This is a genomic window from Rhodococcus sp. 1168 (assembly GCF_002091955.1).
GTDB lineage: Bacteria > Actinomycetota > Actinomycetes > Mycobacteriales > Mycobacteriaceae > Rhodococcoides.
In genome coordinates, this window is sequence record NZ_MKKY01000018.1 from 20,679 (window position 1) to 43,819 (window position 23,141).

24 protein-coding genes and 1 riboswitch are annotated in these 23,141 nt (G+C 64.3%); all 24 genes read left to right on the top strand.

What is annotated here, in order from left to right; translation table 11 throughout:
* Positions 1 to 27: 27 nt before the first annotated feature.
* The 24 genes from BJI47_RS00745 to BJI47_RS00860 all read left to right on the top strand — a co-directional run bounded on the left by BJI47_RS00745 (position 28) and on the right by BJI47_RS00860 (position 23,138).
* The gene (locus BJI47_RS00745) at positions 28 to 969 is read left to right on the top strand and encodes an ABC transporter permease (protein WP_088941911.1); all 942 of its coding nucleotides are present in this window, start codon (positions 28 to 30) and stop codon (positions 967 to 969) included.
* Positions 966 to 1,853, top strand: coding sequence for an ABC transporter permease (locus BJI47_RS00750; protein ID WP_088941912.1), 888 nt, complete (start codon positions 966 to 968; stop codon positions 1,851 to 1,853). The genes BJI47_RS00745 and BJI47_RS00750 overlap by 4 nt, the downstream gene beginning before the upstream one ends.
* Positions 1,846 to 2,889 (top strand): ABC transporter ATP-binding protein, encoded by a 1,044-nt coding sequence (locus BJI47_RS00755; protein ID WP_088941913.1) that lies wholly within the window; start codon positions 1,846 to 1,848, stop codon positions 2,887 to 2,889. The genes BJI47_RS00750 and BJI47_RS00755 overlap by 8 nt, the downstream gene beginning before the upstream one ends.
* Positions 2,889 to 3,704, top strand: coding sequence for an ATP-binding cassette domain-containing protein (locus BJI47_RS00760; RefSeq protein WP_088941914.1), 816 nt, complete (start codon positions 2,889 to 2,891; stop codon positions 3,702 to 3,704). Before BJI47_RS00755 ends, BJI47_RS00760 begins: the two co-directional genes overlap by 1 nt.
* A 39-nt stretch (positions 3,705 to 3,743) precedes the next feature.
* Entirely contained in the window at positions 3,744 to 4,922 is a 1,179-nt protein-coding gene (locus BJI47_RS00765; RefSeq protein ID WP_088941915.1) for an acyl-CoA dehydrogenase family protein, read from the top strand.
* 37 nt (positions 4,923 to 4,959) lie between these two features.
* On the top strand, positions 4,960 to 6,108 hold the full coding sequence (locus BJI47_RS00770) for an acyl-CoA dehydrogenase family protein (protein WP_125458624.1): 1,149 nt from the start codon (positions 4,960 to 4,962) through the stop codon (positions 6,106 to 6,108).
* The gene (locus BJI47_RS00775) at positions 6,098 to 7,294 is read left to right on the top strand and encodes a CoA transferase (RefSeq protein ID WP_176224612.1); all 1,197 of its coding nucleotides are present in this window, start codon (positions 6,098 to 6,100) and stop codon (positions 7,292 to 7,294) included. The genes BJI47_RS00770 and BJI47_RS00775 overlap by 11 nt, the downstream gene beginning before the upstream one ends.
* On the top strand, positions 7,291 to 8,562 hold the full coding sequence (locus tag BJI47_RS00780) for a CaiB/BaiF CoA-transferase family protein (RefSeq protein ID WP_088941918.1): 1,272 nt from the start codon (positions 7,291 to 7,293) through the stop codon (positions 8,560 to 8,562). The genes BJI47_RS00775 and BJI47_RS00780 overlap by 4 nt, the downstream gene beginning before the upstream one ends.
* Before the next feature lie 43 nt (positions 8,563 to 8,605).
* Positions 8,606 to 9,112 (top strand): MaoC family dehydratase N-terminal domain-containing protein, encoded by a 507-nt coding sequence (locus tag BJI47_RS00785; RefSeq protein WP_088941919.1) that lies wholly within the window; start codon positions 8,606 to 8,608, stop codon positions 9,110 to 9,112.
* A gap of 29 nt (positions 9,113 to 9,141) precedes the next feature.
* Positions 9,142 to 9,582 (top strand): MaoC/PaaZ C-terminal domain-containing protein, encoded by a 441-nt coding sequence (locus BJI47_RS00790; RefSeq protein ID WP_088941967.1) that lies wholly within the window; start codon positions 9,142 to 9,144, stop codon positions 9,580 to 9,582.
* Positions 9,582 to 10,784 (top strand): thiolase family protein, encoded by a 1,203-nt coding sequence (locus BJI47_RS00795; RefSeq protein WP_088941920.1) that lies wholly within the window; start codon positions 9,582 to 9,584, stop codon positions 10,782 to 10,784. Before BJI47_RS00790 ends, BJI47_RS00795 begins: the two co-directional genes overlap by 1 nt.
* Positions 10,785 to 10,786: 2 nt before the next feature.
* A complete protein-coding gene (locus BJI47_RS00800) occupies positions 10,787 to 11,209 on the top strand; it encodes a Zn-ribbon domain-containing OB-fold protein (RefSeq protein ID WP_088941921.1) in 423 nt (140 codons plus the stop codon).
* Between the two features lie 15 nt (positions 11,210 to 11,224).
* Complete coding sequence (locus BJI47_RS00805; RefSeq protein ID WP_088941922.1) at positions 11,225 to 12,025, top strand: mycofactocin-coupled SDR family oxidoreductase; 801 nt, start codon at positions 11,225 to 11,227, stop codon at positions 12,023 to 12,025.
* A complete protein-coding gene (locus BJI47_RS00810) occupies positions 12,022 to 12,738 on the top strand; it encodes an SDR family NAD(P)-dependent oxidoreductase (protein ID WP_088941923.1) in 717 nt (238 codons plus the stop codon). The genes BJI47_RS00805 and BJI47_RS00810 overlap by 4 nt, the downstream gene beginning before the upstream one ends.
* A 58-nt stretch (positions 12,739 to 12,796) precedes the next feature.
* Positions 12,797 to 14,413 carry an NAD(P)/FAD-dependent oxidoreductase gene (locus BJI47_RS00815; RefSeq protein ID WP_088941924.1) on the top strand — a complete coding sequence of 539 codons (1,617 nt, stop codon included), beginning with the start codon at positions 12,797 to 12,799 and terminating at the stop codon, positions 14,411 to 14,413.
* Between the two features lie 280 nt (positions 14,414 to 14,693).
* Positions 14,694 to 15,545, top strand: coding sequence for an IclR family transcriptional regulator (locus BJI47_RS00820; protein ID WP_088941925.1), 852 nt, complete (start codon positions 14,694 to 14,696; stop codon positions 15,543 to 15,545).
* Between the two features lie 45 nt (positions 15,546 to 15,590).
* Positions 15,591 to 16,892: a GAF domain-containing protein gene (locus tag BJI47_RS00825; RefSeq protein ID WP_088941926.1), complete on the top strand. Its 1,302-nt coding sequence runs from the start codon at positions 15,591 to 15,593 to the stop codon at positions 16,890 to 16,892.
* 41 nt (positions 16,893 to 16,933) lie between these two features.
* Positions 16,934 to 17,082, top strand: a riboswitch (cobalamin riboswitch).
* A 99-nt stretch (positions 17,083 to 17,181) separates the two neighbouring features.
* Complete coding sequence (locus tag BJI47_RS00830; protein ID WP_088941927.1) at positions 17,182 to 18,177, top strand: ABC transporter substrate-binding protein; 996 nt, start codon at positions 17,182 to 17,184, stop codon at positions 18,175 to 18,177.
* On the top strand, positions 18,177 to 19,265 hold the full coding sequence (locus BJI47_RS00835; protein WP_088941928.1) for an iron ABC transporter permease: 1,089 nt from the start codon (positions 18,177 to 18,179) through the stop codon (positions 19,263 to 19,265). Before BJI47_RS00830 ends, BJI47_RS00835 begins: the two co-directional genes overlap by 1 nt.
* Positions 19,262 to 20,029, top strand: coding sequence for an ABC transporter ATP-binding protein (locus tag BJI47_RS00840; protein ID WP_088941929.1), 768 nt, complete (start codon positions 19,262 to 19,264; stop codon positions 20,027 to 20,029). The genes BJI47_RS00835 and BJI47_RS00840 overlap by 4 nt, the downstream gene beginning before the upstream one ends.
* Complete coding sequence (locus BJI47_RS00845; protein ID WP_088941930.1) at positions 20,026 to 20,718, top strand: (2Fe-2S)-binding protein; 693 nt, start codon at positions 20,026 to 20,028, stop codon at positions 20,716 to 20,718. Before BJI47_RS00840 ends, BJI47_RS00845 begins: the two co-directional genes overlap by 4 nt.
* A gap of 31 nt (positions 20,719 to 20,749) precedes the next feature.
* Positions 20,750 to 21,277 (top strand): hypothetical protein, encoded by a 528-nt coding sequence (locus BJI47_RS00850; RefSeq protein ID WP_254900319.1) that lies wholly within the window; start codon positions 20,750 to 20,752, stop codon positions 21,275 to 21,277.
* A gap of 213 nt (positions 21,278 to 21,490) precedes the next feature.
* On the top strand, positions 21,491 to 21,970 hold the full coding sequence (locus tag BJI47_RS00855) for a copper chaperone PCu(A)C (protein ID WP_088941931.1): 480 nt from the start codon (positions 21,491 to 21,493) through the stop codon (positions 21,968 to 21,970).
* Complete coding sequence (locus tag BJI47_RS00860; RefSeq protein ID WP_254900320.1) at positions 21,963 to 23,138, top strand: Dyp-type peroxidase; 1,176 nt, start codon at positions 21,963 to 21,965, stop codon at positions 23,136 to 23,138. The genes BJI47_RS00855 and BJI47_RS00860 overlap by 8 nt, the downstream gene beginning before the upstream one ends.
* The last annotated feature ends 3 nt before the right edge of the window (positions 23,139 to 23,141 follow it).

The window sequence follows — 23,141 nt, forward strand, 5'->3', positions numbered from 1 at the left end:
CGACTATCTCGACCCGAGAGGCAAGCCATGTTGCGATACGGAGGCCGGCGACTGCTGGCCGCAGTGCCGCTGCTGCTGATAGTGCCGTTTCTGATTTTCGTGCTGATCGACCTCACTCCGGGAGATCCCGCCGTCGTACTCGCCGGTGAGAACCCCACTCCCGAGCGGTTGGCGGCGATTCGCGAGAATCTGCGACTCGACGACAATGTGTTCGTTCGCTACGTGGACTGGGTCGGGGGGGTACTTCACGGCGACCTGGGCATGTCGTTCCTGTCGAATCAGTCGGTCACCGAGCTGATCAGCCGCCGGATGGCCACCACGATGTCGTTGGTTCTGTTCGCGATGGTCATCGCGGTGCTGGTCGGCGGGCTTCTCGGGATCGTCGCGGCTATCCGGCCGGGCGGAGTGATCGATCGAGCGGTCAACGTGGTGGCATCCATCGCCATTGCAATCCCCGCGTTCTGGTTCGGGCTGGTCCTGGTTTCACTGTTCGCAGTGAGCAACCAGATCTTTCCCGCGTTCGGCTACGTACCGTTGTCCGAGGGCGTGGTCCCGTGGCTGCAACATCTGGTGCTACCGGGCATAGCGTTGGCGCTACTGCCCGCCGCCGAAGTGACGTTGCAGCTGCGGTCCGCGCTCGGCAAGGTGCTCGAGAGCGATTACATTCTCAACGCCGAGGCCCGCGGGTTGTCCAAGACCAGCGTGATGTTCAAGCATGCACTCAAGAACGCATGCATCCCCGTGGTCACCGTTCTGGGCTTTCGAGTCTCCGAGGTGCTCGGCGGTGCCGTGACCATCGAGATCATCTACGGCATGCCGGGACTGGGCAGTCTCGCTGTCGACAGCGTGCAGAACCATGACATCCCGGTGCTGTTGGGCTTCGTCTTGTTCACCACGATCGTGGTGGTGCTGGTGAACCTTCTGGTAGATATCTCCTACGGCTACTTCAATCCGAAAGTTCGCTCATGACAACGCAGTCAGACGAAGAGTCGAAGACCGCGCCGCGGAAAACCGGTGGTGTGCTCAGCGGGATGCGCCGACGGCCGGCTGCCCTGATCGCTCTGGTGTTCGTAGTTGCCCTGGCATTGATGGCCATCTTCGCGCCATGGATCGCCCCGTACGACCCGTACACGCAAGACCTGCTCGACAGGCTCTCGCCGCCGAGTGCCGAGCACTGGCTGGGCACCGATGACTACGGACGGGATGCGTTGAGCCGGTTGATCTTCGGCGCTCGAATTTCGTTGACTGCTGCACTGCAGGCGGTGGGCCTTGCATTGGTCCTCGGCCTGCCGTTGGGCGTGATCGCCGGTTACGTCGGCGGTTGGATCGACACCGTGCTGACCAGAATCATGGATGCGCTGATGAGTGCACCCGCATTGGTTTTGGCAATCACCATCGTGGCGGTGCTCGGCTCCGGAATCACCAATGCGATGGTTGCCGTCGGATTGGTCATGACGCCGCGGTTCTTCCGTGTCTCGAGGGCCTCCACGATGGACGTGCGACATGAGACGTACATCGAATCCGCTGTGGCACTGGGATGTCGGCCGATCCGTGTGATCGTGCGGCACATTCTGCCGAATGTGATGCCGCCCGTGGTGCTGGTGATTTCGGTGTCTCTCGGTTCGGCCGTTGCCGCCGAGGCTTCGTTGAGCTTCTTGGGTCTCGGCGCAAAGGCACCGGCCGCGAGCTGGGGTTCCATGCTCAGCACCGCGGCATCGAATATGCAGCTCGCCCCGTATCTCGTGTGGCCGCCCGGGGTCATGATCTTCCTGGCAGTACTTGCTTTCACCTACCTCGGTGACGGTGTGCGACGAGCGATGGTGAGGAGCCGAAGTGGTAGCGAAGATGCTTGACAAGAACTCGATGGAAAGCTCCGCCCGGAAAGACTCACCGCTCCTGCAGGTCCAGGACCTCACGGTGCAATTCCCCGCGGGTCGCGGAAAGTGGCTGACCGCGGTGGACGGGGTCTCCTTCGACCTCGCCGCCGGTGAATCCGTCGGATTGGTCGGTGAATCCGGTTCGGGTAAGACCGTGACCTCGCTCGCACTGATGGGGTTGACCGGCAGAACAGGTGGCAGGCTCGCACCGGGCTCCAAGGTGGTGTTCGACGGCCAGGATTTGACTGCGGCACCTGACCGAGTCTGGCGGGACCTTCGCGGCGGCGGAATGGGAATGATCTTCCAGCAGCCGATTCGTAGCCTCAATCCGGCGTTCACCGTGGGTGACCAGATCGCCGAATCGGTCCGCCGACACCTCGGACTGGGACGCAAGGCCGCGATGGCGAAAGCCGTCGAAATGTTGGAACTGGTTCAGATCCCCCGGGCCGCAGACCGAGTCAAAGAATATCCGCATGCGTTCAGCGGCGGCATGTGCCAGCGGGTCATGATCGCGATGGTGATGGCCAGCAATCCTCGAATGCTCATCGCCGACGAGCCGACCACCGCACTGGATGTGACGGTGCAGGCGACAATCCTGTCCTTACTTCGAGATCTGCAGGAGCAGACGGGTGTCGCGATGCTGTTCGTCAGCCACGACCTCGCCGTCGTCGCCGAACTGTGCCAGAAGGTAATCGTCATGTACGCCGGCGAGAGCGCCGAGGAGGGCACGATCGACGACGTATTCTTCCGGCCGGCTCACCCGTACACCTCGGGCCTGCTTGCCTCTATCCCGCAGCCGAACTCCGGCACACGGCGTCGGCTCTCCGCCATTCCCGGTGGCATTCCCGCCGCCGCGGACTGGCCGTCGGGTTGCCGGTTCTTCGATCGCTGTGAGTACGCGAAGCCGGGCCTGTGCGATGCGGTGCATCCGTCGATGACTCAGGTGGACGGCACCAGCCATGCGCGTTGCGTGCGCGCCTCCGAACTGACACTTGCCGGGGTGACGATCTGATGAGCCTTCTCGAAGTATCGAACGTGTCCAAGACCTTCGACTCGGGACGAAACTGGTGGGGTCGGCCGAAACCGGGCGCCCCCTCGGTCAGCGACGTCAGTTTCACGCTCGAGGCTGGCGAATGTCTGGCCGTCGTCGGGGAATCCGGCGCGGGCAAGTCGACGGTCGGGCGCATCGTGCTGCGGTTGATCGAGCCCGATACCGGCACGATCATCTTCGACGGTGAAGATGTGCGTGCTGCCAAACCAGCAGCACTGCGTCAGATGCGACGTGGAATGCAGATGATCTTCCAGGATCCCCACAGTTGCCTGAACCCTCGGATGACCATCGGGGAAGCTGTCGCCGAGCCGTTGGTCGTGCACACCGATCTCGATCGGGCCGCGCGTGCGAAGGCGGTGCGCGAGCTGTTGAGCAAGGTGCACATCGGCTCTCGCTACCTCGACCGCTACCCATCGGAGCTGTCCGGCGGGCAACTCCAGCGTGTCGCGATCGCCAGGGCGCTGACGCTGAGCCCGAAGATGATCGTCTGTGACGAGCCGGTGGCTGCATTGGACGTCTCGGTGCGCGCGCAGGTGCTCAACCTGCTCCGCGACCTGCAGGACGAGCTGGGGTTGGCCTACCTGTTCATCGGCCACGACCTCGCTCTGATCGAAGTGATCGCAGACCGGGTACTGGTGATGGCTGCAGGCAAAATCGTGGAGTCGGGCGTGGTGGCGGACGTCTTCGCGAATCCGCAGGAGCAATACACCCGCACACTGCTCGACGCGATCCCCGTCCCGATCCCTCGACTGGCCAGGACCGTCGAAACCAGTTGATTTCTTATTTCGAGTTTCACCCTATCGAAAGCTGTGAACATGGATTTCCAGTTGGACGCAGACCAGAAGCGCTGGCTCGAGGAGGTACGCACGTTCCTCGCCGAGAATGTCACCCCCGCCCTGCGCGCCGAAATGGCAGAGCACGACATCGAGTTCCTCGGTGGCGAGGTCACTGCGTTCCGTAAGAAGATCGGCGACAAAGGCTGGTTCGGGCTGAACTGGCCCAAGGAGTTCGGTGGGCTTGGGCTGGGCGCGGTGTACCAGCACCTTCTGGTCAGTGAGTTCGAGTACTGGGGTGTACCCGGGCCGGACCTCACTGTCACCTCGGTAGCACCGATGATCATGCGAAATGGCACCGCTCGCAACCGGGAAGAGTTCCTGCCGCCGATCGCGCGTGGTGAGATGACCTGTGCGGTCGGCTATTCCGAGCCCGACGCCGGTACCGACCTCGCCAGCCTGCGGACTACCGCGGTGCTCGACGGTGACGAGTGGGTGATCAACGGATCCAAGATCTGGAACAGCATGGCGCAGCGCGTCACCCATGAGTGGCTGTGCGTGCGCACCGACAAGGACGTGCCCAAGCACAAGGGCATCTCGGTGATCATCGTGCCCATCGACGCACCCGGCATCACCATCCGTCCGATCATGGCGTGGTCGGACTACCGCACCAACGAGACGTTCTTCGACAACGTCCGAGTGCCGGTGACAAACCTGATCGGTGAGGTCAACCAGGGCTGGCGCTACATCATCGGCGCACTGGACCTCGAGCGCGGCGCATTGACCAACGTCGGCGACCTGCGCCGCTCGGTGGACGAGCTCATCGGCCTGGCCAAGGACGAGCGCGCGGACGGCCTTCGCCCGATCGACGACCCGGCGCTACGTCGCAAGATCGCACAGCTCGACGCCGAGGTGGAGGCTGCCCGACTGATGGGCTTCGAAGCATCGTCACTGCTCGAGGACGGCATCATTCCGTCGGTACTGGTCAGCGCCGAGAAGATCTACTCGAGTGAGCTGCGCCAGCGCATCGCCGACGTCGGTACCCAGGTACTCGGCATGGCGGGTGTTCTCGCGATCGGTACCGAGGGTGCCCCGCTCGACGGAAAGTTCGAACGGCTCTACCGAGCCGCACCGCTGCTGCGGTTCGGTGCAGGCGCCAACGAAGTGCTCAGAGACGTCATCGCCCAGCGTGGGCACGGCTTGCCGCGCGGCGGACGATGACATTGAGCTGCGTAGACAAGATCAAGAGGAGAAAGTCATGAGACTCGTTCCCACGGAGGAGCAGTCGGAACTGCGATCGGTTCTCCGTTCGCTGTTCGTCAAGGAATGCACGCCCGAGCTGGTGCGTAAGTGGAAAGCTGCCGGTTCCGAATCGGCCGGGACAGTGTTCCCGGACTCGCTCTGGCGCGCACTGACCGAGATGGGCGTCTTCGGTTTGGCGCTCGAAGAGGAGCTCGGCGGGGCGGGTGCCACGCTCAACGAGCTCGGCATCTTCTACTCCGAGGCCGGGCGGGCGCTGTGCCCGTCCATCGTCTACAGCACGCTGGCTTTCGGCATCGCGCTGGACCGACTGGCCGGTCAGGAGATGCGCGAGCAGTACCTTCCGCGTGTCGCGGCGGGCGAACTTCGGGCCGGGGTTGCCCTCTGGGACGCTGCCGACGCCCACAATGTGAAGCCCACTCTGACGGCGACGCGCGCAGACGGAGGCTGGACGCTCAGCGGACTCCTGCCGTTCGTGGAGAACGCCGAGCTGGCCGAACTTCTCCTCGTGACGGCCACCGCAACCGTGTTCGCGGAGCCGGACCGAGTGCTCGGCTTGCTCGTCGAGCCCGGCGGGCAGGGTTGGAGGAGTACGTGGCAGCCGACTATCGCAGGTGAGCACCAGTACCGCGTCGAGCTCGACGGGCTCTTCGTTCCGGACGAGCGGGTTCTCGCCGGCAATGCCGGGCTGGCGCTCGTCGACGTGCGGTGGGTGGCAGACGTCGTCACCGCTTTGCAGTGCGTGGAAATGTCCGGCGGCGGCGCTGCCGTGCTGGAGCGGACCGTCGATTACGTGCGCACCCGCGAGCAGTTCGGACGCCCGATCGGCATCTTTCAGGCGGTCCAGCACATCGTGGCCGACATTCACATCGCACTCGAGGCGTCGCGACTGTCCGCCGATTCGGCAGTCTGGTGGCTCGCACGCGGTGAGCAGGCAGGCCGCAACGTGGCGATTGCCAAGATGCACGCCAGCGAGGCCTACAAGTGGGCAACGCTCAACGCCCACCAGGTCCACGGCGGAATGGGGTACGTCCGAGAGACGGACCTGCATCTGTGGTCCGAGCGGGCCAAAGTATCCGAGATCCGCGGCGGTACGGCAGACGTGGCCGCACGCTGGCTAGAGGAGGAGATTGGTCTTGTCCATTGAGCCGCAAGCACTTTCAGGACTGCGTGTCATCGACCTGTCTCGCTGGGTGGCGGGTGAGTACGCGACCAAGCTGTTCGCCGACTTCGGCGCGGAGGTCATCAAGATCGAACGGCCCGGCGAAGGCAGCCTGACGCGTCGATGGGGTCCTTTCCCCGGTGACTTGCCGGACCCCGAGGCCAGTGCGCTGTTCCTGCACTTGAACACCAACAAGCAGTCGGTGGCACTCGATCTACACGACCCCGCAGATGTGGAGGTCCTGCTCACCTTGATCGAGACCGCCGACGCTGTGGTCGAGTCGTTCCGTCCGGGGCATCTCGAGAGCCTCGGTATCGGTCCAGACGTGCTGCGCGCACGGAACCCACGGCTTGTGGTGACCCGGATCAGTGCCTTCGGCCAGGACGGGCCCAACCGGGACCGCGAGGCCACTGGCATCACTCTGCAGGCAGCCGGCGGCCCGATGAACGCAACGGGCGCGGCCGACCGTGCTCCGCTGCGCAAGCCGGGTCTGCTCGAGCATTACACGATCGGGCGTTCGGCGGGTGAGGCCACGATGGCCGGCATCTTCCATGCCCGACGTACTGGCTCGGGTTCGGTGATCGATGTGTCCGGACAGGAAGTATTGCTCGCAGGGGCAGACCGCCGCGCGTCGTACCTGCTCTCGGCGGCCTACTCGGGAATGGTGGCACCGCGAGGGGTCCGTAGCCCGCACCGGCATGGGGCGACCTTCACCGGGCCATTCCGCACCAACGACGGCTTCGTGATGATCTACGTGACCAATCAAGCCTTCTGGAACCGATTGATCGACCTCGCCGGAAAAGATGATCCTTCCTTCCACGAACGCTTCCACGGCCGCCAAACGGTGACGGGCCAGGATCGCGAGGACTTCATCGCTTACATCAGCGACTGGTGCCTGGCGCACTCGAAGATCGACCTGATGGAGCGCTGCGAGGCAGCTCGTATCCCGGTCACCGCATTCATGGAGGTCTCGGAGTTGTTGGAGGCCGAGCACTTTCGTGGACGTGACGCCTTCGTCGAGGTCGAGCATCCCGTCGCAGGCACGTTGTCCTACACGGCTGCGCCGTGGCGGATGCGTGGCGGTCATGCGATCAAAACGGCCGCGCCGCTGCTCGATCAGCACGGTGCACGGATTCGGGAGCAGAACGAGCAGAAGGTGAGCCAGGCATGAGCTATCCACTCGAAGGTATCCGCGTTGTCGATCTGACGGTTGTGTGGTCCGGGCCGGGTGCGACGGCACTGCTGGGTGATCTCGGCGCCGAGGTCATTCGGCTCGAGGGCAACAACCGCGCCAGCAGGCAGGTGTCCGCGAAGACGACCAAGGAACTCATCGCTTCTACCGGCTACCACGGCGGCACGTACCCGGACAAGGATCCGGGCGAACGACCGTACGAGCGGACCGCGCTCTTCAATTGGCACTCACGGAACAAGCTGGCCGCGTGCGCGAACTTGGAGACCGAAGAAGGCCATGCCGCCGCTATCGAGTTGATCAAGATCAGTGATGTGCTGGTGGAGAACAACTCCAACGGCACGCTCGAGAAGCTGGGACTGGGCCACGAGGCGCTGCTGGCGATCAACCCACGCCTGGTGGTGGTACGGATGCCGCCGATGGGAATGAGCGGGCCCATGAGCGACTACCTCGGCTACGGGCCGAACTTCAACTCGCTCGTCGGCATCGCAGCAATGGACGGGTACGAGGGCGAAGAGCCCGATTCGGCAGGCGAGAACTACCACATGGACGAGGCGGCTCCCGCGGGCGTCGCGTTCGCGGTGATGGCAGCGCTATGGGATCGCGAACGCACCGGGCTCGGCGGCTTGGTGGAGTTCCCGCAGGCGGAAGCGGTCATGGCCGACATCGGCGAGTTCGTGCTGGACTGCCAGATGAACGCGCGCAACCCGCAGGTGCTCGGCAACACCGATCTGCACATGCTTCAGGACGTGTTCCTCTCGGCGGACGAGGACCGCTGGCTCGCGGTGTCGGTGCGCGACGACCGAGATTGGGCCGCGATCGCAGCACTCGTCGACCCCGAAGGACTGGCGGGGATGGGCGAGACCGCCGCGCTGCGCGCGGAGAACTCCGCCGCAATCCGGGCAGTGCTGGCGGGTTGGTGCCGCAAGCGGTCGGCTGAGCAGGCTGTTCGAGAATTGCAGGATGTCGGCGTGCCTGCCGGCGAGGTCATGAGCGAAACTCGATTGCTCGAGGATCCGCACCTGGCTGCACGCGGCTGGTTCCAGGAGCGCAGCCACCCGTCGGTGGGCACGCACCTCTACCCCGGCCACCCTTGGCGAGCAGAGGGTTTCGACCTGGCATTCGGACGGGCGGTTCCGGGCTTCGGCGAGGACAACGAGTACCTCTACAAGGAGTTGCTCGGCTACTCCGCCGAGCAGTACGACGACCAGGTGGCTCGTGGCTTGATCACCGACCATCAGATTGCTTGACAGAGATATGCATTCGAATACAACACAGTTAGGCGGGCAACCGATGCCAGAAACAGCAGAGTCGTTGATCCCGGACGAGGTCGCGGCCCGGGTCGGAACGGTCGTAGCGACCGCGACAGGTGCTGTCGTTCAGCGTGATTGGCAGCGTTGGGCTGTGTCCGTACGCGAGGACAACCCGCTGTACTTCGACGGGGACTACGCACGCGAACACGGTTACGCAGACGTCATCTGCCCTCCGCTCTACGTTCAGTATGCAATTCTCGGCGTCACCCCGATCGACACCCTGCGCGTCGACGGCTCCTCCGGTGCCGCGTCCGGGAACCTGACGTTTCCCAAGTGCCCCAAGCGGATGGCGGGCGGCGAGAGCACCACGTTCTTGCGCCCCTCGTACGACGGCGACGTGATCACTTCGGTGCGCACAGTCGAGTCGATCGTGGAGAAGCAAGGCCGATCAGGGCGTTTCGTGCTGGTGACGTGGAAGACCGCGTACACCAATCAGCGTCGCGAACTGGTTGCCGAAGCTACGACGTCGATGATCGCGCGGCCATGAGAGAAGGAAAAGAGTTGAGGGAGAACGCAATGGCGGACCAGCTGCACTTCGAAGACGTCACGGTAGGGGACCAGATCACCACCCTGCGCACGAGCGTCGACGAGATCCAGATGTTCTTGTTCAGTGCTGCGACGTACAACGCGCACCGGATCCATTACGACAAGTCCTGGGCAGTCGATGTCGAGGGTTACTCGGGGCCGCTGGTGCAGGGGCCATTACAGGCCGCACTACTGGCTCGTGCCGTCACCGATTGGATCGGCGGCGCCGGCACTTTGGTGACGTACTCGGCCCAGAACCGCGCCGTCGCCTTCGCCGGCCAGGAGCTGGACTTCGTGGGAACTGTGACGGCCAAGCGCGAGGAAGACGGACGCGCGTTGGTGGACTTGGAGATTCGCGGTGAGCGCGACGGCGAGCTGCTGATGCCGGGCACCGCCACCGTCACCCTGCCACGCCGGACCGAGGCTGCGTGATGAGCGGACTACGCGGCGAAGCGGCCATCCTCGGCTTCTGCGAGCTACCGTCCCAGCGCAAGCAGACTCGGCCGGAGCAGTTCACCATCGAGCAGTGGGCGACATTGTCGAAGATGGCGATCGACGACGCGGGCATCGACGCCTCCCAGGTCGACGGCATCGTCGCGCACGGCCTGGCGGAGTCGGACATGTTCGTTCCGGCCACACTGTCGGAGTACATGGGACTGCCATTGAACTTCGGCGAGCGAGTGGACCTCGGCGGCGCCACTGCAGCCGGCATGGTGTGGCGTGCGGCTGCTGCCGTGGAGCTGGGCCTGTGTGAATCCGTGCTCGTGGTCGTCCCGGGCTCGTACATGTTGCCGCGCTCGCAGCAACGCCCGGCCAAGGATCCCGGTTACTTCGGCGCGTCGAGCAACAACTTCGGCTCGCCCCAGGCGGAGTTCGAGATCCCCTACGGCAACCTCGGCCAGAATGCGCCGTACGCGCAGATCGCCCGGCGCTACGCAGCCGAGTTCGGCTACGACCCGGAGGCGACCGCAAAGATCGCTGTCGACCAACGGACGAACGCATGTGCCACCCCCGGTGCGGTGTTCCACGGTAAACCGATCACTCTCGACGACGTGCTCGCCAGCCCGATGATCGCGGACCCCATCCGGATGCTCGAGGTCGTCATGCGGGTGCAGGGCGGCGCGGGTGTGATCGTCGGTAACGCCGACGTGGCGCGCAAGTCGAAGAACCGTCCAGTGTGGGTCAAGGGCTTCGGCGAGCGTATCTCGTTCAAGACCCCCACCTACGCCGAGGACATGGTCCGCACCCCGATCAAGGCGGCCGCGGACAGAGCCTTCGCGATGGCGGGCGTCGAGCGCTCCGACATCGACGTGGCGTCGATCTACGACTGCTACACGATCACCGTGCTGATGAGCCTGGAAGACGCGGGGTTCTGTGAGAAGGGCACCGGTATGGAGTGGGTCAAACAGCGTGACCTCACCTTCCGCGGTGACTTCCCGCTGAACACTGCGGGTGGCCAGCTCTCCTTCGGGCAGGCAGGCATGGCAGGCGGCATGCACCACGTAGTCGACGGCGTCCGGCAACTGATGGGACGAGCAGGCGAGGCGCAGGTCGAGGACTGCAACACGGCGTTCGTCACCGGCAACGGCGGAATCATGAGCGAGCAGGTCGCTTTGATCCTGCAAGGAGAATGAGTATGAGCACCGCAGAAAAGCCGTTTCCCGAGCCCACCCCGGTCACCAAGCCGTTCTGGGACAGCCTTCGCGAGCACCGGATCGAGATCCAGTACTCGCCGTCCTCGGACGAGTACGTCTTCTACCCGCGGGTACTGGCACCGCGGACCCTGGCAGACGATCTCGAATGGCGCGAAATCACCGGGCTGGGCACGTTGTACACCTACACCGTGGCCGACCGCCCCACCGCGCCGCCATGGGCGGACTCGCTTCCGCAGATCCTGGCCGTCGTCCAGTGGGACGTGGGCCCGCGGCTGAGCACGGAGATGGTGGAGGTCGACCCCGCGGACCTGGAAATCGGCATGCGCGTCGAGCCGGTGTTCTGCGACTATCCCGACCGCGACATCACGCTTTTGCGTTATCGTCCAGCCGCCAACCGAGACTGACGAGAGGAATCACAGATGTCACGGATGGCCGGCAAGGTCGCGTTGATCACCGGCGCAGGCGGAGGAATGGGCCGCACCCACGCGGTGCGGTTGGCCCAGGAGGGCGCGGACATCATCGCGCTCGATCTCGTAGAGGCAGGCCTTGCCGAGACAGCGGCGCTCGTTCGGGCGGAGGGCCGTCGAATCGTCACCGATGTTGCGGACGTGCGTAACCTGGCCGCGACGAAGGATGCAGTCGCACTGGGCGTGGCCGAGCTCGGCAGGTTGGACACGGTGGTCGCCAATGCCGGAGTGACCGAGAACATCGGCCCGTCGTGGACGATCGACGAGGCCCTGTGGGAGCGGTCGATGGCCGTCAACCTCACCGGGGTCTGGCACACCGTGCTGGCGGGCGTGGCTGCGCTGGAGGTCGCCGGCGGTTCGGTGATCATCATCAGCTCGACGGCCGGCATCAGCGCGGCTCCTGGAGCCTCGCACTACAGTGCCGCCAAACATGCGGTGGTCGGACTGGCCAGGACGCTGGCCAACGAGCTCGGCCCGCGGTCGATTCGCGTCAACACCGTCCACCCAGGCGCGGTGGACACGGCGATGACACTCAACCCGGCCACGTTCGCTCGGCTGCGCCCGGACCTCGAGGATCCGAAAGCCGAGGACGTCGTCGATGTCCTCGCCGCGCGGCACCTGTTGCCGGTGCCCTGGGTGGAGTCGGTGGATGTGAGCAACGCGGTGGTGTTCCTGGCCTCGGACGAGGCGCGGTACATCACCGGCACACAACTGGTGGTCGACGCCGGACTTACACAGAAAGCGATGTCATGAGTGGGCGATTGGCGGGCAAGACCGCATTGGTCACCGGTGGAGCCCGGGGGATCGGACGCGCGCAGGCGGTGCGATTCGCTCAGGAGGGTGCCGACCTGATCGTGGTGGACTGCTGCACCGCGGTAGCGCACTCGACGACCCCCGCCGCGAGCAGTGCGGACCTGGCGGAGACTGTCCGACAGGTCGAACTGCTCGGGCGACGGATCGTCGCCATCGAGGCCGATGTCCGCGAGCAGAGCGCGCTGGATGCGGCGGTAGCCAAGGGCGTCAGCACACTGGGTCGGCTCGACATCGTCTGCGGAGGAGCCGGAATCAGTTCCACCGGTAGAACCATGGAGCTCTCGGCAGAGGTCTGGCAGACGATGCTGGATGTGAACCTCACAGGAATGTGGAAGACCTGCAAGGCCGCTATTCCACACCTGATCGAGGGTGGGCGCGGTGGCTCGCTCGTCCTGGTCAGCTCCACGGCAGGCGTGCGAGGTTTGAACAGCATGGGCCACGTCGCCGCTGCCGAGCACGGGCTGGTCGGGCTGGTGCGATCGCTGGCGAAGGAGCTAGAGCCGCACAGTATTCGAATCAATATCGTGAACCCTTCCATGAGCACGGACGGAAAGGCGAGCCTGGACGTCGCCGACGTGAGCCTGTTCCTGGCCTCCGACGAGGCCCGCTCCATCACTGGGATCACGATGCCTCTCGACATGGCCTACGCGTGACAGCGGCGATCTGCGTGCTAGTCAAACCAACACACTCTCCAGAAAGAAGGAATCGATCATGACGCGAACCAATGTGGACGTGGTGGTTGTCGGAGCGGGCCTCGCCGGCCTGTACGCGATGCACAAGTTCCGCGGGCAGGGACTCGCCGTCCAGGGCTTCGAAGCAGCCTCCGGGGTCGGTGGCACGTGGTACTTCAACCGCTACCCGGGTGCTCGCTGCGACGTGGAAAGCGTCGACTACTCGTATTCCTTCGACGAGGACCTGCAGCAGGAGTGGGACTGGTCCGAGCGCTACGCCACACAGCCCGAGATCCTGGCTTACCTCGAACACGTCGCGGACCGATTCGACCTGCGCAGCGGCTTCGAGTTCGACACCCGAGTGGTGTCCGCGACGTTCGACGAGCAGGCCGCACAGTGGAACATCGTCACCGACAAGGGCGATAAGGTGACGGCGCGATTCTGCGTGCTGGCCACCGGCGCGCTGTCCACGACGAACCTGCCGAACATCCCGGGCCGCGACAGCTTCGGCGGCGAGATCCTGCATACCGGTGACTGGCCGCGTACCGGCGTCGATTTCGCCGGTAAGCGTGTCGGTGTCATCGGCACCGGATCCTCGGGCATCCAGTCCATCCCGCTGATCGCCGAGGAGGCCGCGACTCTCCACGTCTTCCAGCGCACCCCGAACTTCTCCGTACCGGCGAGCAACCGTCCACTGGACGAAGAGACTCGCCGTGAGCAGAAGGCCACCTACGCGGAGCGTCGACGCAAGAGTTGGGCAAGCGGTGGCGGCTCTCCCTTCGTCTCGAACCCGAAGAGTGCGCTCGAGGTTCCCGCCGAGGAGCGGGAAGCGGAGTTCGAGCAGTACTGGGAGCTCGGCGGGGTGTTGTTCGCCAAGACTTTCGCGGACCAGATGAGCGACATCGCGGCCAACGACTTGGCTCGCGACTTCGCCGAGCGCAAGATTCGTTCCGTCATCGAAGATCAGGCTCTGGCAGACGTGCTGATCCCGACGGACCACCCGATCGGGTCCAAGCGGATCGTTACCGACTCCGGCTACTTCGCGACCTACAACCGTGACAACGTCACCCTGGTGAACCTCCGCGAGGCACCGATCACCGCGATCGACGAGACGGGTATCGCGACTGGCGACGCGCACTACGACCTGGACATGATCGTCTTCGCCACGGGCTTCGACGCGATCACCGGGTCACTGGATCGCATCGACATCCGCGGACGCGACGGGGTTCTGCTCCGTGAGAAGTGGGCGGCAGGACCGCAGACCTTGCAAGGCATCGCTGCACCCGGCTTCCCGAACCTGTTCGTGGTCACCGGACCCGGCAGCCCCGGTGTGCTGGCAAACATGGTTCTGGGCTCCGAACAGCACGTGAACTGGATCGCCGACGCGATCGCGTACCTCGACAACAACGATTACGCGGTCATCGAGGCGAGCGAGCAAGCTGCCGCGGACTGGATGGCCGAATGTGCCGCCGTCGCCGCGAAAACTTTGTTCCCGCAGGCCAACTCCTGGTACATGGGTGCGAACATCGAGGGCAAGCCGCGCGTCTTCATGATGTATGCGGGTGGCTTCGGCAATTACGGCAAGAAGCTCGCAGAGGCTGCCGCGGCGGGGTACAAGGGGTTCGAGCTCTCCGCGCTCGCTGCAAGTCAGGAGTGACGTCACGGCGGGCCCGCATTGGGGATGCGGGCCCGCTTGACGGTGATCTGAATCTCTTTTACTCTTTGGTGTGTAATGAGATACCAAGTATCACTCAGTGATTCACGCTCTCGAGTCGGCTCCGTCTGCTCACCGCAGGTATTGCCCCCGGACCTCTCCTTTCGTTCGCCGGTGAAACCTTCCAACGCGAAAGTTCCTGCTGCGCACCGTGTTCGCTCGAACGTCACGACCAGGATGCGTGGAGCTGTGATTCGACTCGAAACTGATCTGGGGGAGTGCCATGACCGTCGTTGACATGAACAACGCAAGGTTCGCCGGCAGGGCCATCGCTAGGCAGTCCAAGAGGGACTTGCCGCCGTCGATGGTCGAACGCATGACCCTGATCCTGGACGCGTTCGACGGTCGAGCAGCCCGGCTGTCCCTCGAAGAAATCTCGTTCTGCACTCAGCTTCCGCGGTCCACTGTTCACCGCATTCTCGATCAGCTCGTCCGGCTCGACTGGGTGGACCACGCTTCGGTCGGCTATGGCCTCGGCGCGCGTGCACTCGGACTCGGCGGCGGCGACGGCGGACGTAGCCAGATTCGCGAGGCTGCAGCACCGATCCTGCACGAGCTGCACATGCAGACCGGGATGGTCGTCCACCTGTCCGTTCTCGACGGGTCCGAAAGCGTTTGTCTCGACAAGGTCGGCGGACGGTTCGCGGCCGCACTGCCCTCCCGCGTCGGTGGCCGAGTCTCGGCACATTCGACGGCAGGTGGAAAGGCGATGCTGGCGTGGCTGGATCCTGAGCATGTCGACACCCTGTTCGGCCCGGCCCTTCCCCGTTTCACCGACAGCACCATCACCGAGCGGGCGGTTCTGCATCTGGAGTTGAACCGTATTCGTCAGCGCAAGGGGTTGGCGTTCGGTCTCGGTGAGTCGGTCCGTGGGATCGCATGTGTTGGGTCGGCGATTCGTGGTTACGAAGGCCCGGCCGGCGGTATCGCGCTGTGTGGGGACATGCGGACTGCGCAACTCGAGCGAGTTGCGCCGTTGGTGATGGATGCCGCTCGTAAGGTCACGCGCACTCTGTTCCCCGAACTGGGAGCTCCTCGACGTGCCCGCAAAACTTTGTCGATTCAGGTGAACTGACCCCAGGTCTGCGCAGTTATGTGAGATGGCGCACAATTGTCGGCAATGACTCAGTCGACAGGCCCCGAGCCTGCGCTGGCGGCAGGCGAAGACCCGCGCCGTTACGCGCAGATACTGACGGCCGTCTACGACGCGACGATGGCAGGCGGTAAAGGCCCCGCCCGGCCACGCGAGGTGATCGGCGACTCGTGGCGTCGGTTGCAAACCCTCGGTATCGATCCCGAGCAAAAATCCGTCTCACCCTCACTCGTAAACGTCTCCGATCTCGAGCGGAGCCGCAGGGATTCGGGTCTGTTCGACGTCCTCGACGATCTGGCCAGAGGTCTGGAATCGGTCGTTCAGGACGGCAACAACATCCTCGTCGTGGCGGACCGACACGGGCGGGTGCTGTGGCGCAGTGGCTCGACGTCGGTGCTCGATCGCGCCGACGGGCTCGGATTTGTCGAGGGTGCCAGCTGGGCCGAGGATGCGGTGGGTACCAATGCCATCGGTACTGCGTTGGTCTCGCGTCGGGCCGTGCAGATCTTTTCCGCGGAACACTACGTGCGCAGCCACCATCCGTGGACCTGCGCAGGCGCGCCCATCAAGGACCCGCGCACCGGGCATGTCCTCGGCGCACTCGACGTCAGCGGGCCCGCAAACACCGTGCACCCGACGACCCTTGCACTGGTCGATGCCATAGCGCGTCTTACCGAATCCCAATTGCGTGAACATCATCGGCAGAACCTGGATCGGCTGCGTTCGGTCGCTGCCCCCATGCTCGCTCGGTTGCATGCCCCGGCATTGGCCGTCGACGCCAACGGGTGGGTAGCGGCCACCTCGTCCGTAGCGTTGCGCACTCGAGTTCTTCTGCCCGAGGACCTGGCCACGGGCAGATTCTGGATGCCGACGCTCGGTGTGTGTGAAGTCGAGCCGTTGCCCGGCGGATGGCTCGTCCGGCCGACCGGGGTGGCGGAGCACGCATCGGTCTCCGAGACGGCCGGTGCCACGACGATCTGCATCGATCTACGTCATCCACAGCACACGCGGGTACAGATCCGTAGCGAGGTAGGGGAGTGGGCACACGAGCCGACGCCACGTCACGCAGAGATTCTCTACCTCCTGGCCGTCCATCGGGAGGGACGGACTGCGGCACAGATGGCGGCGGACCTCTTCGGCGACGGAGGGAGGGCGATCACCGTGCGAGCCGAAATGTCACGCCTCCGAAAGCACTTGTCTGGCGTGGTCATGACCCAGCCCTACCGGTTCGACGCGTCGGCGACCGTCGAGATTTTGCTGCCCGAGGACATCAGCAGACTGCTGCCGCATTCCTCGGCACCGGCGGTTCGGGCCCGACGTATCAGCTGACGACATGTGTGAGCCTCGGTAGGCGCGCTCGAACGCTACCTGAACCTCTCGTGCATACTGCTGGACGAAGCACTCAGCAAGCCAGTCGCAGGGGGAAGCCGGTCGAAATCCGGCACTGACCCGCAACGGTAGGCCGTCTCACTCGTGGAGACGGCGAGTCCGATTACCCAGCGGCTGTGTGTGCGACACCTATTCGTCGTGGTCTACGAATCGGCAGTCCAGCGCGTGGCCGATTTTGTGCTGCGCGGCGACTCTCATTTCGTGGCTCTGATCTCCAAGTGAGGTTCATATGTCACCAGCTACCCCCTCCATCATCCGAATTGTCGCGGTCGGGTCCGCAGCAGCGCTGCTCTTCGCGGGCTGCTCGCGTGGCGATTCGGTGGACGCCACCTCGACCGGAGTCGCGTTCGAGAAGCCGGTCTCCATCTCCAACTGCGACCTCACCCAGCAGTTCGATACCCCTCCTCAACGCATCATTTCCATGAACGACCATGTCACCGAGGTGCTCATCGAGATGGGTGTCGCGGACCGGATCGTCGGGATGGGTTATCAGAACGCCTCACCCACCGCGGAGACGGCAGACGCATTTGCTGGAATCACCGGCCTCGCCGATGAATACCCGACGAAAGAACAGATCCTCGATCTCGACCCCGACCTCGTCGTGGGCGGCATGCGGAGCGCATTCAACGACAAGGAGGGCCGCTCCCGCGAGTCGTTCGCCGAGGTCGGTATCGCGACGTTCCTGTTCTCCGAGTATTGCGGATCGGGATTCCCCGACATCGGGATGCTCGAAAACGACTACACCCAGCTCGGTGAAATCCTGGGAACCGAGGACGCCGCGAAGGACGTCACCGACGGGGTCGTGTCGGGCCTGAACGCAGTGGGCGCGAAATTGACCGGCGTGGCTCCCACCCCGACGTTCTTCTACGACTCCGGTGAAGACGTTCCCACGACCATCGGGGGCGTCGGCGTCGGGCAACTCATCGGAAATTACGCCGGGGCAGGAAACATCTTCCCCGAAGGCGAGCTTCCCTACCTCAAAACCACCTGGGAGATCATCGGTGAACGCGCCCCGCAGGCGATCGTCGTCCTCGACTACGGCGATACCTCGGCGCAGGCCAAAATCGATTTCCTGAAAAGTCATCCGATCGTGGCGACGACGCCTGCCGTCCGAAGCGACAATTTCATCGTCGTACCCCTCGACGACTTCTTCGAGAGCCCGCGTCTGGTGACCAGCGTGGACACGATCGCGCACGCTTTGCACCCGGACCGGTTCCAGGACTGATGGCCACCGCTATCGAAACCCGAACCGCACCCGCCGAACCCACGAGAATTCGGCGTTCACGCTTTCGCCTCGGAGTTGTTCTTGTGCTGCTGACGATCGGGCTTCTGGCTGCGATCGCCGCAGCAGCATCGTTCGGATCGGTACGGATTCCGGTCGGCGACGTCTGGGCGATCGTGATGCACAAGGTGATGCCCGGAGCGTTCGAATCCTGGTGGACCGAGGCCCGCGAAGTGATCGTCCTCGACTCACGTCTGCCGCGGTCGTTGACGGCAGCGGTCGTCGGTGCCTCGCTTGCGATTGCGGGCGGCGTCGCACAGGCCGTCACGCGCAACCCGCTGGCCGATCCGTACCTGTTGGGAGTTTCCTCGGGAGCAGGCTTCGGCGTCGTGGTGGTGATGGCGCTCGGTATCGGAGCGGGTGCGCTCGGGGTCTTCACCATTCCAGCGGCGGCATTCATCGGGGCAATGGTCCCGTTGTTCCTGGCATTGTTGATCGGTGGCAGGTACCCGCAGTCGACGGCCATCGTCCTCGTCGGCGTCGCGATGGGCGCCATATTCTCGGCGCTCATCACCTTCACGCTCTTGGTGTTCGCTGACGAACACACCCTGAGTGGCGTATTGCACTGGCTTGCAGGGGGATTCGGCGACGCGCGCTGGTCGACGCTGGCTTTCCCCACGGTCGCGCTCCTGGTAGTCGGTACGGGGTTGCTGCTCAGTGCGCCGCGAATGGACCTGCTCAAGACTGGCGACGATGGGGCCGCGGCGCTGGGTCTCAATGTGCAACGGTTCCGTGTAGTGCAACTTCTCGCAGTCTCGATGCTGGCCGGCGCTGCCGTATCCGTCGGTGGCGGAATCGGTTTCGTAGGATTGCTCGTACCTCATCTGTCGGGATACATCGTCGGTACCCGGGCAGTCCGACTGCTCCCCGTGGCGGCCCTGCTCGGGGCGATTGCGTTGGTAGGGGCTGATACGTTCGCACGATCGGTTTCCAGCAGCACCGAGGTTCCGGTGGGAGTGGTCACCGCACTGGTCGGCGCACCGATCTTCGTGTTCATGCTCTCTCGCCAATACGGAAGGGCGGAGCGATGACTCTGTCGTTGCACGAGATCACCGCCCGGCTGGGTTCGCGAGAAGTTTTGCACAGCATCAACTTCAAAGTCCGTCCCGGAGAAATCCTTGGGCTCGTCGGACCCAACGGATCAGGCAAGACGACGGCACTGCGCTGCTGCTACCGGGCGCTGGCACCGGCGTCCGGGTCCGTCCTCGTCGACGATGTCGACGCGCGGTCGATGAAGCGCTCGGAACTCGCGCGGACCGTCGGCGTCGCAGCGCAGGAGCCCGAGGCATCCGTGGGGCTGACGGTCCGAGAATCGGTCGCGCTCGGAAGGGTGCCGCACCGCGGCTGGTTCTCTCCCCCGACCGCATCCGACGACGAGGTCGTGGAATCCTGCCTGCGTCGAGTGGACCTGCTCGCTCTGGCCGACCGTGATGTCGGAGCATTGTCCGGCGGTGAGCGCCAACGCGTCTCCATTGCCCGCGCGGTGGCCCAACAGCCGCGAGTTCTGCTGCTCGACGAGCCGACCAACCATCTCGATCTGCGCCATCAACTTATCGTCATGAGTGCCATTGCCGACCTGGCTGCCGACGGGCTCGCTATCGTCATCACTGTGCACGATCTGCGTCTGGCCGTCGAGTACTGCTCCTCGCTGGCGGTTCTCGACGGCGGATCGGTCGTTGCCTCGGGCCCGACCGCCGAAGTTCTGACCGACTCGTTGCTGGCGGAGGTATTCGGAATTCGCGCGACGGTGCGTACCCACCCGAGGCCCATCATCGACGTTCACGGGCTGGCATGAGCGTCTATGCGCGTGCCGCGGCGCGAGTACCGGGGCTCGACGAATATCTCGAAGGTCCGTTCGATCTCCCTGCGTCGGTGATGCTCGACGCCGCTTGGATACGGGCACGCGTCGTGGACACCGGAGTGCGGTGGAACTGCTCCGACGACCGAGTCAATGGCACTCTGTGGTGGTATTCAGCCAGCTCGACGCTCGCCTTCGTTGCCGTCGCCACCGCGCTGGTGACCGATGAGGCCGCGGATCCAAGGCTCGATACCGCGCACTGCTTCCTGCGGCCCAATGGTTATCTGGGTGGAGTGCGAACCGAGCTGACCATCTCGACCGAGCAGTTGGCACCCGCACTGGACGCAACCTTCGCGGGCATCATCGACGTACTCGCCGAGGCGTCGGGAGCCCGCCGACAGGCGTTGTGGGCAATCGCGACGGACTCTCTCGCGAACCGCAGCCTCGACGTCGGGGCAGCGCTCGGGGACAGGGCCGTCGGCAGCCGCTTCGCCACGTCGCTGATCGCGAACATGCAGGAAACGCTGCCGTCGCCGAGATTTGTCGACGTAGGGGGCTGCCGGTTCACCCGGCGCTGCTCGTGTTGCCTTCTGTACGAGACCGCGGGAGCCGACAAGTGCACCAGCTGCCCTCGGCGAACGCCAGAGGATCGTCGGCGTGGACTCGAGATCGCCGCCGACTACTAGGGGCTGTAGTAGTCGGCGGTATGGTGTCCTCATGACTTCCCGGCCAGACGGTTGCGCACGCGTGCGCGGTGCATTCGTCGGCGCCGCATCCGGTGCGCTGAGTGTCGCTGCGCACGGTGTCGGTGGGGGAGCCATGGTGCCGAGCGAATCGGCGCTGATTCTGCTTCTCGCGGTCAGCGCCGCGGTGGGTGGAGCGGTCGTAGCTCTCGGCGAGCGTGGGGGATGGGCTTCGACGCCGGTGACCCTGATGGTCGGCCAGTTGCTCGGCCACACGATTTTGACGATCGCCGCCGAACATGATCACGGGTCTTTCCTGACACCCACGATGGCGGGTGCGCACGCATTCGCAACGGTGTTGTGTGCGTTACTGATTCGAGCGGCCGTTCTGGGACATGGGCACGCACTGTCCATCCTCCGTCGCATTCTCCCGGTGCTGAACCTGTCGATTCCGGTGCAGCAGTTCCCTTGCCCCGGAGCACCCGAGTACCGTCCCGACGTCGTTCTCCGGCTGTTGGTGTCTTCCGGGGTCGGTACGCGCGGGCCTCCCCGCCCCGCCTGACCTTCCCTTTTTCGAAGCGGCACGCCACTGAGGGCGGAGTCTTGCTTCGGCATATCCACATTCGGTCGTATCGAGCACGACCACACGACCATGCGATCGCACGGTCGGCAGCGTCGTCCTCGGGTGGTTCGTGCCACTACTCGGCCATTCAGCCTTTCTCGCCATCGACGCCGTACTCGGATTTCGGCATCGAACGAACACTATGGAGACATCATGAAACTCGGAAAAGCACTGCTCGTAGCCCTCGCAGCCGGAACGCTGCTCGTCGGCTGTTCCTCGAACGACGCACCGACGCCCGAGGCGGACTCCGTCACCGTCAGGGAAGCGTGGGTCAAGGCCGCCGACGAAGGCATGACCTCGGCATTCGCCGAAATTCAGAACACCGGGGAGGGTCAGGTACGCGTCGTATCCGCGCAGTCGCCTTCGTCTCCGATGGTGGAATTGCACGAGGTCGTCTCCAGCGCAGATGGTTCCATGGTCATGCAACCCAAGGATGGTGGCTTCGCTGTCGCAGCTGGTGACACCAAGGTGCTCCAGGCAGGCGGAGACCACCTCATGCTGATGGGGGTGACCTCGCCGCTGACCCCAGGTAGTGACACCGAGTTCACACTGACCTTCGAGGACGGGTCGACGTCGATGTTCACGGCGCAGGTCCGCGAGTTCGCGGGCGCCCAGGAAAACTACGGTGGCTGAGCGGACACCTCCGCATCGCACGAGAATCAGTCGGCGACACCTCCTCGGTGGAGGTGTCGCCGCACTCGGCGCTGCCGGATTGACCTACGGAATCGCCAGGGAGCCGGCTGAAATCGAATTCGGAGCCCTGACAGTTCCCTACTACGGTGAGCACCAGTCCGGGATCGCCACCCCACCGCAGGCCCACGGAATGTTCGTAGCTTTCGACTTGCGCGCGGGCACAACGCAGTCCGATGTCGTCGGCATCATGAAGATGTGGACAGCCGATGCTGCGCGACTGACGCAAGGATTGCCGGCGTTGGCCGACACCGAGCCCGAATTGGCACTGGATCCAGCCAGACTCACCGTCACTGTCGGATTCGGCCCCGGCGCATACGACGCCTCCGGCATAACCAAGCCGGGGTGGTTGGCCCCATTGCCCGAGTTCGGTATCGACCGACTCGAATCACGCTGGAGCGGAGGTGATCTACTGCTACAGCTGTGCGCCGACGACCCTGTTTCCCTCGCGCACGCAGTCCGCGTGTTGGCCAAGAATGTGCGCTCGATGGCGTCGATCCGCTGGGTTCAACGTGGTTTTCGAGCAGCACACGGAGCACAGCCCTCTGGCACCACGATGCGGAATCTGATGGGGCAGATCGACGGTACGGAGAATCCGGATCCAGCAACAGATTTCGATGCTTTGGTGTGGGACAGCACCGGCGGAACTTCACTGGTGTTGCGCCGAATTGCCGTCGAACTCGATACGTGGGACGAGTTGGATCGCGGGGGAAGGGAGTTCGTAATGGGTCGGCGACTCGACAGCGGGGCGCCGCTGACCGGGGAGTCCGAACGTGACGTCGCGGACTTCGACGCTACCGACAGCTTCGGAATACCGGTGATCTCACCGGCTTCGCACATCGCCCGTGCGCACCACACGCATGGCGGTGAGCGCTTCTTCCGTCGCGCCTACAATTACGACGACCCACCGTCGGATGACAAGACCAGCAATTCGGGTCTGATCTTTGCGGCTTTCCAACGCGATATCGATAGTCAATTTCTGCCGGTGCAGCAACGTCTGGACGCCCATGACGCGCTCAACGAGTGGACGACCCCTATCGGGTCCGCGGTCTTCGCGATTCCGCCGGGGGTCGAGGAAGGCGGCTATCTGGGTGAGCAGGTGTTCCGATAGCTT